General features: G+C 65.3%; 13 protein-coding genes. 2 read left to right on the top strand and 11 right to left on the bottom strand.

The window, feature by feature from the left end; all coding sequences use genetic code 11:
• Positions 1 to 2: 2 nt before the first annotated feature.
• From QM467_RS13835 to QM467_RS13865, 7 genes are all read right to left on the bottom strand, one after another.
• Positions 3 to 1,055 (bottom strand): glycosyltransferase family 61 protein, encoded by a 1,053-nt coding sequence (locus QM467_RS13835; RefSeq protein ID WP_283366920.1) that lies wholly within the window; start codon positions 1,053 to 1,055, stop codon positions 3 to 5.
• A gap of 7 nt (positions 1,056 to 1,062) precedes the next feature.
• Positions 1,063 to 1,566: a copper chaperone PCu(A)C gene (locus QM467_RS13840; RefSeq protein WP_283366921.1), complete on the bottom strand. Its 504-nt coding sequence runs from the start codon at positions 1,564 to 1,566 to the stop codon at positions 1,063 to 1,065.
• A gap of 14 nt (positions 1,567 to 1,580) precedes the next feature.
• The gene (locus QM467_RS13845; protein ID WP_283366922.1) at positions 1,581 to 2,264 is read right to left on the bottom strand and encodes a TerC family protein; all 684 of its coding nucleotides are present in this window, start codon (positions 2,262 to 2,264) and stop codon (positions 1,581 to 1,583) included.
• Between the two features lie 48 nt (positions 2,265 to 2,312).
• A complete protein-coding gene (locus QM467_RS13850; protein WP_283366923.1) occupies positions 2,313 to 2,906 on the bottom strand; it encodes a pyroglutamyl-peptidase I family protein in 594 nt (197 codons plus the stop codon).
• Positions 2,903 to 3,910, bottom strand: coding sequence for a methylmalonyl Co-A mutase-associated GTPase MeaB (gene meaB / locus QM467_RS13855; RefSeq protein ID WP_283366924.1), 1,008 nt, complete (start codon positions 3,908 to 3,910; stop codon positions 2,903 to 2,905). The genes QM467_RS13850 and meaB overlap by 4 nt, the downstream gene beginning before the upstream one ends.
• A 171-nt stretch (positions 3,911 to 4,081) precedes the next feature.
• A complete protein-coding gene (locus QM467_RS13860; RefSeq protein WP_283366925.1) occupies positions 4,082 to 4,714 on the bottom strand; it encodes an outer membrane protein in 633 nt (210 codons plus the stop codon).
• Between the two features lie 128 nt (positions 4,715 to 4,842).
• On the bottom strand, positions 4,843 to 5,004 hold the full coding sequence (locus QM467_RS13865; protein ID WP_283366926.1) for a hypothetical protein: 162 nt from the start codon (positions 5,002 to 5,004) through the stop codon (positions 4,843 to 4,845).
• On the opposite strand from QM467_RS13865, the gene QM467_RS13870 reads away from it, so the two are divergent.
• Positions 4,996 to 5,361 carry a hypothetical protein gene (locus QM467_RS13870; protein WP_283366927.1) on the top strand — a complete coding sequence of 122 codons (366 nt, stop codon included), beginning with the start codon at positions 4,996 to 4,998 and terminating at the stop codon, positions 5,359 to 5,361. The genes QM467_RS13865 and QM467_RS13870 overlap by 9 nt on opposite strands.
• A gap of 20 nt (positions 5,362 to 5,381) precedes the next feature.
• Here the strand turns inward: QM467_RS13870 and QM467_RS13875 are convergent, their stop codons facing one another.
• From QM467_RS13875 to QM467_RS13890, 4 genes are all read right to left on the bottom strand, one after another.
• Positions 5,382 to 6,584: a DNA methyltransferase gene (locus QM467_RS13875; protein WP_446737779.1), complete on the bottom strand. Its 1,203-nt coding sequence runs from the start codon at positions 6,582 to 6,584 to the stop codon at positions 5,382 to 5,384.
• 283 nt (positions 6,585 to 6,867) lie between these two features.
• Positions 6,868 to 7,845 (bottom strand): hypothetical protein, encoded by a 978-nt coding sequence (locus tag QM467_RS13880; RefSeq protein WP_283366928.1) that lies wholly within the window; start codon positions 7,843 to 7,845, stop codon positions 6,868 to 6,870.
• 166 nt (positions 7,846 to 8,011) lie between these two features.
• The gene (locus QM467_RS13885) at positions 8,012 to 8,623 is read right to left on the bottom strand and encodes a ribonuclease HII (RefSeq protein ID WP_283366929.1); all 612 of its coding nucleotides are present in this window, start codon (positions 8,621 to 8,623) and stop codon (positions 8,012 to 8,014) included.
• Positions 8,623 to 9,501 (bottom strand): uracil-DNA glycosylase, encoded by an 879-nt coding sequence (locus tag QM467_RS13890; RefSeq protein WP_283366930.1) that lies wholly within the window; start codon positions 9,499 to 9,501, stop codon positions 8,623 to 8,625. Before QM467_RS13890 ends, QM467_RS13885 begins: the two co-directional genes overlap by 1 nt.
• A 180-nt stretch (positions 9,502 to 9,681) precedes the next feature.
• Here QM467_RS13890 and QM467_RS13895 point away from each other — a divergent pair.
• Positions 9,682 to 9,808 (top strand): FAD-binding protein (locus tag QM467_RS13895; RefSeq protein WP_283366935.1); only part of this gene is annotated, 127 nt, incomplete at its 3' end.

A 9,808-nucleotide genomic window follows, 5' to 3' on the forward strand; every position in this document is an offset into this window, starting at 1 on the left:
GGTCAAGCCTGGAATTCGTCGAGACAGTCTCGAAGAGCGGCAAGATCGACCGAAAAGCCCGTTTTTGCATCGACGCCGCGCAGCGCGACGAGACATCCCTGTTTGCGTTCGACAAGCGCGCGAAAGCCATCGACTTCCGTTCCGGGCGGAGTCAACACAATCGCCCGCACGCCGCGCGGTGCGACCGCAATATTGGCCAGCCCGGCGCCGCTGGCGCCGACGATGATTTCCGCATGCGAAAAAGCGCGGATCTGCTCCGTGAAGAGCATGCCCGCCAGATCGACGGCGACGAAGCCCCGCGATTGCAACAGCTCCAGCAGCGCCGCCGCATTGACCGGCATATCCGCGCCGCCAGCGACATAGATGCGCTTCGGCGGGTCAACGCCGCCGGCGAGTCGCGCCGGCAGCGATTCCAGCACCTCGAGCGCCTGCGGCGAGACGAATGATCCGCCTTCCAGCGGCAGGGGATAGACAGCGCGCTGCAGGAAGACCGGCGCTTCGCCCAAAGCGACAATCCGCTCCGGCGCGACGCCGAACAGGCACAGGCTGTCGCGGACGATTCGCGCCATGGCTTCCGGTTGGCGGGAAAGGGCGATGCTGAACTGCGACAGATCGCAAAATTGCGCGGCGATGGCGACGAGCGGCAGCACGCCGAGCAGCCAATGGCCGTAATCGCCATCGCCACTCTGGCGCAGATAGATGAAATCGCCGGAAAGGCGCTGCATCCGGGTCAGCGGCCAGACCCGCGCGCTCCATGTTCCGTCCCTCTCGCGGCGGAGCGGCCCGCACCCCGCGCCCGGCTCCATCCCGGCGAGACTTTCCGCGACGAGGACGCCGCCCGAGGACATCAGCGCGCCGCCCCCGAGCGAACAGAACTCCTCGAACAGCGCCAACCCGCCCGCGCCCGAATCCGGCGGCAGGGGATGAAAGCCTCGGGCGATTTCCGTCGCCGGAAGCACCAAGGCGCGACGCCGGCGCGGCGAAGTCAGCGCCAGAGGCCCAATGCCGAAATCGAAAAAGCGCCAGTGGAACGCCTCGGGCTCCGCCGCCGGCATCAGGCGCTCAATAGCCCATCGGCGCGTCGCCAGCCGGCTCCGGTCCCGTCGCGCCAAGGGCGCCGACCGGAAGCGACGCGGCGATTGGCCCGGCCTTGGTGAAATTGAGCGTGACGCGGACCTCGCCGCCCTGAGCCAAAGGCTGTTTCAAGCCCATGAGCATGAGATGGAGGCCGCCCGGCTTGAGAGTCACGGTCTCGCCGGGCTTGATCTCGACGCCGTCGGGCAAGCCGCGCATGGTCATTACGCCATTGGCCATGCCCGTTTCATGCAGCTCGACCTTTTCGGCGACATCCGCTGTCGCGGAAACCAGGCGATCGGGCGCCGCCCCCTTGTTGACGATGGCCATATAGCCCGCGCCGACCCGGGCGCCCTTGGCCGTGGCCCGGCTCCAGGGCGCCTTGATCTCGATATCGGCCGCCGAGGCCTTGTCCGCCAAAAGCCCCGCACCGGCCAGCAAAAGCCCCGTCCCCAGCGCGGCGCCGCGCAAAATTGTATTAAAGGCGCGCATTTTGTCCTCCCCCTTCATTCTTCCGGGATGCGTTTGATCTTGCGCCCGCGCGAATAGCCATAGGCGAGCAGGATGGCGAGCAGCCCGCCAAGCGGCGGCGCGAAATCGGCCATCATTTCCGGCGGCATCGCGCTAGCTAGCACGGCCGTGTCGGCCGCCGCCATCCGCCCGGCGACCCAGCCCAGCAGGCCCGCGCTCGCCCAGAGCAGCGGCGGCTTGCGCAGCGCATTGATGAATTGCGCCGAGCCCAGCGCCAGCAGCGGGATGGACAAGGCCAGGCCGAACAGGACCAGCGGCTTGACGCCCTGCGCCGCGCCCTGAACCGCCGTCATGTTGATGAGAGCCCCCGGCGCGTCGAAGGCCAGCGCGGCGGCCATGGCCGCGCCGAGGCCGCGATGCGGTTGAATCGCCGGCGCCTTGTTCGTTTCGCCGCGAATGGCCGTCGCCAGCGCCGCCCAAAGCAAAAGGGCCGCGCCGGCGAATCCGAAGCCGGGCAGATCCGCGCAGGCCATCAGGGCGTAAGCCAGCGCGATGCGCAGGAGGATGAACAGGACGGTCCCGAGATTGATCCCCAGCCGCTTCTGCTCCTGCGGCAAGGCGCGGGTCGCCACGGCAAGCGCGACGGCGTTTTCGCTGGAGAGAATGAGATCGAGCCAGAGAATTTCGATCAGGCTGGCGATGGTTTGCGAAAAGTCCATGTTTTTCCTGTCGATCCAAATCTTTCCCGGCGGCTGTGGCGGCGGAGATTAGGCCAAGGCGAAATCTTTCGCCATCGACAGAATGACGCGGGCCGCGCTTTCCAGGCGCGCGCCGCGCCAGTTCGGCACATGGATGAAACAGGCGCAACGGTCCATCAACAGCGAAAGATAGAAGCTTTCATTGCAAAGATAATCGCCCGCGTCATGCGACAGCGCGGCGGGCAGGCCGTTGCGGCTCGCCAGCGCAGCGAGGCGGGGAGCGGCGCCTGAGCCGTGCAGGACGTCCGGGCCGCCATGCACGATGAAGCGGCAAAAGGGTCGCTGCCTGGCGGCGTCTGGCCTCAGGATCGAGGCGCGGTTGCGCGCCAGCGTCTCGATGGTCAGGCGCTTTCGCCGCGCCGCCACGCCGAGCAGCAGCACCGCGTCGGGGCTGGTCTCCGCGAACAGGCGGGAAAGCGTCGGCGACAGCGCGAAGCGATCGACCGGCAGTACGGCCGTATGCAGGTCGATTCCCGCCAGGGCGAAGACGCGCTTTTTCCGCTCCAGCCGCCGCGTCAGGATCTCGGCCGGGTTGGTCCGCTGGCCGGGGAAGGACCCGAAGCCCGCGACGAGCAGAGATTTCCGCGTATTGAAAAAGTTCACAGGCCGAACGCCGTCGCGATCTTCTCGACCGCCAGGGTCGGAGACAGCGACCCGTCCGCCACCCGGCGCTCCAGATCCGGCAGCAGCGCGCGCACCTGGGCGTTGGAGCGCAGCCGTGAAAACAGCAGGTCCTCCAGCATTGTCCACATCCATTTGACCTGCTGGTCGCGTCGCCTTTTGGCGAATTCGCCCGTCGCCTCATATCTGCGGCGATGTTCGACCACCTGCGCCCACATTTCGTCGAGGCCGATATTGTCGAGGCCAGAGACCAGCACGACCGGCGGCGACCAGTTTTGCGAGGCTGGCATCATGATATGCAGGGCGGCGCGATATTCGCCCGCCGCCCGCACGGCGCGGGCGCGGTTCTCGCCTTCCGACTTGTTGACCGCGATCATGTCGGCGATTTCGAGCACGCCCTTCTTGATGCCCTGCAATTCGTCGCCGGCGCCAGGAAGCATCAGCACCAGGAAGAAATCGGTCATTTCGGCGACCGTGGTCTCGGACTGGCCGACGCCGACCGTCTCGACCAGAATGACGTCGAAACCCGCCGCCTCGCACAGCAGCATGGTCTCGCGGGTTTTCGCGGCGACGCCGCCGAGCGTGCCCGACGAGGGCGAGGGGCGGATGAAGGCGTTGCGCTCGACCGCGAGCCGGGCCATGCGCGTCTTGTCGCCAAGAATCGAGCCGCCCGAGCGCGAGGAAGACGGATCGACCGCCAGCACCGCGACCTTCTGGCCGGCGGCGACGAGATTCGCGCCCAAAGTATCGATGGTGGTGGATTTGCCGACCCCCGGCACGCCGGTAATGCCGACGCGTATGGCGCGGCCGGTGTGCGGCAGCACGAGCTGAACGAGTTCGCGCGCCTGTTGCTGATGCTCGGGCTTGCGGCTCTCCACCAGAGTGATGGCGCGGGCCAGCGCGGCCCGGTCGCCCGCGCGCAAACGTTCGGCCAGCGAAGGAACATCGAGGGCGCGGGGGTGGAGATTAGGATGCGGGGCGGTCATGCTGTCTTACTTATATCATCAGCCTTGACCGCGACCCATCGCGGTCAAGGATTCCCTCGCATAAGCTCGGCGGCGCAGTCGCGCCTAACCACGACTCACAGATGAGAACCTGCGAGTCTTGGTATTATAAGCGGGCCGCGCCAGGGACGGAAGGCGCCGATTAAACCGGGATCAGGGCATTCCGGGCTGCGGAACGAGAGGCGCGCCCCAGCCGCCGCGCTGCTGGACCGCATTGACCTGCACGCCTACGGTCAGGCGATCCGTGATGGCGTAATCGACACCCGCGCCGACGGTCGTGATGGTGGTGGCGGCCTGCGAACCAACAAACATGTCGTTGAGCGCGTCGAAGCCTGTAGGCGCGCCGTTCAGCGCGCTGGTCGGTCTGGCGAGCCCCGCGCCGAGCGTGACATAGGGCATCAGGCGGCCCATGTCATAGCCGATCTTGACCTCGGCCATTCCGAAATCATAGCCGCGCGGACGATATTGCGAGAGCCCCGGGAGATAGCCGGCCGAGCCCTGCGCGCTGATCACGATGTTATTGTCCAGCTCCTTGCCATAGCCGACATAGGCGGCGCCGCCGAAGCCGCCGCGCCCACCCCGCCCGGCGCCTGCAGCGCCGAAGATTTCAGTCCCCACCGTCAGGCCGGACCAGCGACCGGAGGGCTGCGCCTCGTCCCAGGGCGGCAGTTGCGGCGGCGTTTCATAAGGCGAGGCGCCGCCGACGAAAAAAGGCAGGCTGTCCGCCCGCGCCGACGGGGCGACAGCGAGGCATAGCAGGCAAACGAAAGGGACGGCGCGGATCATGGCGGCCTCAAAGGAACACGCGACTCTCATCGCAGCCAAGTCTGGCGGCAAAAAGGCGACGTTCCAAGGCAATTTTCCCGCCGGCGAGAGTGTTTGCAAACTGAGTGGCTCCCGGTTCGCATATAAAGCTAGCGCGGCGGCGCGCCCTCGGCGATGAAGCCCCTGATACGCTTCAGGGACGTGTCGACCGCGGCGTCGAAGCGGCGGATCGAACGTTCAATGTCAGTGTTCGAATCCAGCTGCCGGAAACGCGCCTCGCCGGCGTCGCGCTGGCGTTTCGGATGATCCACGCCTACCGTCGCCGATCTCCTGCGCATCCTGACCTGGAATTCGGAATAGGTCTTGCTCTGGTAATGGTTGATCTGGATCCGGTGTTAGGCGACGCGATCCGAGATGCCGAAATTGATCATTTCGAACGCGCCGAGATCAGAAAGCGTGCGGCGCCCGCTTTCGACGACAATAATATCTGCGCTCGCCTCCCGGGCGAGGGCGACGCGCAGGTCGCTGTAACAGGCGCTGTCTTCAAGGAAATCTCGACTATCACCGACGCGACCACCGGGGCGAGCGGGACAGGATCGACCGCCACCGTCACTGTCAGCGGCGGCGCGACGATCCCGGCCGGCCATTCGGTCAAAGAAACTGAATGAGAGCCACTAGATTTCGAAACTCACGCCTCGTCGGAATCGCCCCCGCGCGCGCGGAATTCCGCGCGCAGATCGTCGATGCTGGCGTCGGCGCCGTCGCGTTCCCAGCGCCAGAACGTCCAGCCATTGCAGGCGGGAAGACCCTGCGCCAGCGCGCCGATTTTGTGGATCGAGCCGACGATGTCGCCCAGCGCGATGGCGCCGTCCGCGCGAACGACCGCCCGCCAGCGGCGCTTTTCGTCGAACAGTTCGGTCCCGGGCAAGATCATGCCGGCCTCGATCAGGCTGGCGAAGGCGACCCGCTTTTCCTGTCTCTTGCCAAGAGGCGTCGAAAAGGCGGTTTCCGGCAGAGGCTCCGCCGCCGCAATGCGCGCCGTCGCGGCCGCGATGTAATCCGGATCGCGCTCGCAACCGATGAAATGACGGCCGAGCTTCTTGGCCACTGCGCCGGTAGTGCCGGAGCCAAAAAACGGATCGAGCACGACGTCGCCGGGTTTCGAGGCCGACATCACGATGCGGGCCAGCAGCGCCTCCGGCTTCTGGGTCGGGTGGGTCTTGCGCCCCGCCTCGTCCTTCAGCCGCTCGGCCCCCGTGCAGATCGGGAAGAACCAGTCCGAGCGCATCTGGCGGTCTTCGTTACCAGCCTTCAGCGCGTCGTAATTGAAGGTATAGGACTTCACGCCGGCGCTTTTCGAGGCCCAGATCATGGTCTCGTGGGCGTTGGTGAAACGCCGGCCGCGGAAATTCGGCATCGGATTGGCCTTGCGCCAGACGATATCGTTGAGGATCCAAAAGCCGAGATCCTGCATGATCGCGCCGACGCGGAAAATATTGTGGTAGGAGCCGATGACGAAGATCGTCGCCTCCGGCTTCATAGCGCGGCGCGCGGCGGCGAGCCAGTCGCGGGTAAAGCGGTCGTAATCGGCGAAAGAAGCGAATTTGTCCCAGTCGTCGTCCACCGCGTCGACTTCGCTCTGGTCCGGGCGGGTGAGGCCGCCTTCGAGCTGAAGATTATAGGGCGGATCGGCGAAGACCAGATCGACGCTGGCTTCGGGCAGGCCGCACATGGCGTCGATGCAATCGCCGGTCAGGATGCGGTTGAGCGGCGGCGCCAATGCGAGGCCGGGATGGGCCTCCAACGCCGGGCGCCGAACCGGCGAAAGTCCAGTACGCGAAACCAGTTTCTGGACTTTTTGACCGGCCGTCCCGGCGCGAAGGATACGCATGTACTCAAAACCACAACGCGACTGACTGACCAGCCGAACTTACGAGCATCGCGGTAAAGAGCGGGTTTAGGTTTGGCGCGAGCGGTTGTCTCTTTTTTGAACGGAAATATTAATGCATTGTTATGCATGACGGAGCTTATGCACCTGATACGGTGCGCATCAGCCAATAGGTTAATAAAATGCCGCCGTTTACGTTTTTAATTATTAACGATTGAGAGACTCCACGCGGGCTTGTCGCAGAGTTATCGCGCGGGTGCGATTTGAGTTCCCGAAAACATGCGGTTCAGGCGAGCCGCGTGGCGACCAGGGGAGAATATTGGTTGGAGTTCGCGTTCATCTGGGTCGCCCCGGGCCGCGCATTGTAAAAGGTCTCGACCGTCGCCGCGAGCCCGGGAAGGGCGTTCCAGTTGACGACGAGTTGGCCGGAGGGGGCGAACGCGTAGGTTCCCCGGTTGTGCGGAGACGCCGGCGCCAGCCGGTTCGGCGGCCTGGTTTCGATATAGACGACGCGGCCGGCATGGTCGAAGTAATAATAGTAATAATTGCCGTCCCAAACGGTCCACCATCCAAGCAGCCAGTCGAGGTCGGTACCGCTGGCGACTCCGGCGTAGGCATCGTCAAAGTCCTTCCTCTGATAATTCTGGTAACGCGTTGCGGCTTCGGCCGACCACCCCTTGCAAAGGGCCTCGTAAGCCTCGACGACGTCGTTCGGCACGGCGCGGTCCGAAGCGGCGTTGGTGGTCATTGCAACGTCCTGACCCTGCGCGCCGACATTTTTGGTCTGAAGTCCCATCCCATCGATATATTGAAAGGAGGCGAGCGCCGACGATCGCCTGGTCAGCGCATGATTCACCCAATCGATATGGATGTGGCTGATATGCGGATCGTCCGGCGCGCCCATGCTGGTCGGGGTGAAGGCGATCGAGTTGTAAGCCATCCAGCCCCAGCCGAGCGAACCGCGGTGGCGAATGAACAATTCCACAAGGGCATTGGCGAAGGCGCGCTTGGAGCTGTTTCCGGCGTCGTAGAAAATGTCGATTGCGGCGCCGACATTATGCGCAGTCACGGCGCCCTTGCCGACGAATTGCGGCGGCTGGTTGGGTTTCTCGGCGCCAAGCGCAAGGCCCCGGATCATGAGATTCTGCATCGAGAGGCAAATCGTGCAGATCATCGGCACGCGAAGATGCGTCAGATCCACGGGCTGAACCATGTCGGGCTCGTATTCCGATCCGACGAGATCGCGCCAGGTGACTGTGATCATTGCGGCCTCCCCAAAGGGCGGCAGACGAGCGATCCGCCGCGCGATCCGGGCGAGCCCTTTTTTCCGGCGTGCGGATCAGCTCACCAGAATTAAGGCGACGCCAGCCGATTCCGAAATCACGAACGCTTGACGTCAGGCCTCGATCAAAACGACTGGGGCGTGGCGGTCACGTGGGGCAAAGCGCACGCACCGGCGCATAGCTGCGGCGATGTTCGCGGCAAGGTCCGAGCGCCGTCAACGCCGCGCGATGCGCCGGCGTCGGATAGCCGGCGTGATTCGCGAAGCCATAGCCCGGATGCCGCGCGTCGAGCCGCGCCATCAGGCGGTCGCGCGTGACTTTGGCCACGATGGAGGCGGCGGCGATCGACAGGCTGGTCGCGTCGCCCTTGATGATCGCCCGGCCCGGACAGGGCAAGGGCGGCAGGTCGCGGCCATCGACCAGCGCGAAACGCGGCGCGACCGAAAGTCCGCGCGCGGCGCGGCCCATGCAGGCCAGGGTCGCGCCCCGAATGTTCAAGGCGTCGATCTCGGCCGCCGGGGCGAGCGTCACCGAGACGGCAAGCGCGCGAGAGAGAATTTCTTCATAGAGCGTCTCGCGCCGCAGCGGCGAAAGCTTCTTGGAATCGTCCAGACCCTCGGGCGGATTGTCGGCGTCGAGAATGACCGCCGCGACACAGACCGGGCCCGCGAGCGGACCGCGCCCGACCTCGTCAATTCCGGCCACCGGCCAGAGCCCCTGCGCGATCAACTCGGCCTCCAGGTCGAAGTGCGCCGCCATCAGCTGTGGCCCGTCTTGTCGAGCGCGTGCTTCAGCGCGCGGAGATCGCGCCACGCCTGGGCCTTTTTCATGGGCGCGCGCAAGAGATAGGCGGGGTGCAGCATCGGCAGCGCGCGAATGATTTTGTCGCCGCAATGATAGTCGCGCCAATGGCCGCGCAGCCGCATGATCCCCTCTTTTTCGCCAAGCAGGGTCTGGGCCGCCGAGGCGCCGAGCAGAACCAGGAAATCCGGCGCCACCAACTCGATCTGGCGGCGGATGAAGGGCAGGCACAAAGCCAGCTCCTGCGGGGTCGGCGTGCGGTTGCCGGGCGGACGCCACGGCACGACATTGGCGATATAGACCTTGGTGCGGTCGAGGCCGATGGCCGCCAGCATCTTGTCGAGCAATTGCCCGGCGCGTCCGACGAAGGGACGGCCGATACGATCCTCGTCCGCGCCGGGCCCCTCGCCCACGATCATGATTCGGGCGTCCGGCGCGCCATCGGCGAAGACCAGTTGCGTCGCCGAGTTCTTCAGCGCGCATCCGTCGAAGGCGGCGAGCCTTTCGCGCAATTCTTCGAGGTTTTGCGCGGTCGCCGCCTGTTCCCGCGCGCTCGCGGCGGCGGAATCATGGGACAGCGCGGCGGCAGGCGCCAGGGAGGGGCGCGGGGGCGAGGGCGAAACGACGGGCGCGCGCGGAGGCGAAGCTGCCGGCGCGGGAGGCGGCGCGGGTTCGAAGGGCGCGGAATCGCTCGCTTCGGACGGCAAGGCTTCCGGCGCGGGCGTCGGCGGCCGCAGCGAAAGCGCGAAGCGATCGACCGGCGTTTCGCCAAGGGCGCAGTCTACGCCCATATCGGAATACCAGCGCAAAAGCGCGGCTAACGTTTCCCGATCCATGGCGCCCGCGTCGATCATCGTCCCTTGTAACTTTCGTCGCTTGCCATCGCAATAGTTCATATATAAACATTTTGACGCTATTGGCCGTTTGCCCTGTGGACAGCGCCGTCAGGCGCGTTAAAGAAGAGTTCAATCACAGTTTTGCCGGAGTGCGGATCCGGCGCCGTTCTGGAGACTCAGATGAGCGAAGTCGAGTTAGATCCCCGAGAGGCGATGGATTATGACGTGGTCGTGGTCGGGGCGGGTCCTTCGGGGCTGGCGGCGGCGATCCGGCTGAAGCAGGTCAATCCGGAGCTGTCGGTCGTCA

Origin of the sequence: Rhodoblastus sp. 17X3, from assembly GCF_030056575.1 — a bacterium.
Taxonomy (GTDB): Bacteria; Pseudomonadota; Alphaproteobacteria; order Rhizobiales; family Beijerinckiaceae; genus Rhodoblastus.

Excerpts from the sequence above, each read along its gene's own strand:
- QM467_RS13835 (WP_283366920.1), bottom strand. The coding sequence starts at position 1,055 with ATGCCGGCGGCGGAGCCCGAGGCGTTCCACTGGCGCTTTTTCGATTTC.
- QM467_RS13840 (WP_283366921.1), bottom strand. The coding sequence starts at position 1,566 with ATGCGCGCCTTTAATACAATTTTGCGCGGCGCCGCGCTGGGGACGGGG.
- QM467_RS13845 (WP_283366922.1), bottom strand. The coding sequence starts at position 2,264 with ATGGACTTTTCGCAAACCATCGCCAGCCTGATCGAAATTCTCTGGCTC.
- meaB (WP_283366924.1), bottom strand. The coding sequence starts at position 3,910 with ATGACCGCCCCGCATCCTAATCTCCACCCCCGCGCCCTCGATGTTCCT.
- QM467_RS13860 (WP_283366925.1), bottom strand. The coding sequence starts at position 4,714 with ATGATCCGCGCCGTCCCTTTCGTTTGCCTGCTATGCCTCGCTGTCGCC.
- QM467_RS13870 (WP_283366927.1), top strand. The coding sequence starts at position 4,996 with ATGATCCACGCCTACCGTCGCCGATCTCCTGCGCATCCTGACCTGGAA.
- QM467_RS13875 (WP_446737779.1), bottom strand. The coding sequence starts at position 6,584 with ATGCGTATCCTTCGCGCCGGGACGGCCGGTCAAAAAGTCCAGAAACTG.
- QM467_RS13880 (WP_283366928.1), bottom strand. The coding sequence starts at position 7,845 with ATGATCACAGTCACCTGGCGCGATCTCGTCGGATCGGAATACGAGCCC.
- QM467_RS13885 (WP_283366929.1), bottom strand. The coding sequence starts at position 8,623 with ATGGCGGCGCACTTCGACCTGGAGGCCGAGTTGATCGCGCAGGGGCTC.
- QM467_RS13890 (WP_283366930.1), bottom strand. The coding sequence starts at position 9,501 with ATGGATCGGGAAACGTTAGCCGCGCTTTTGCGCTGGTATTCCGATATG.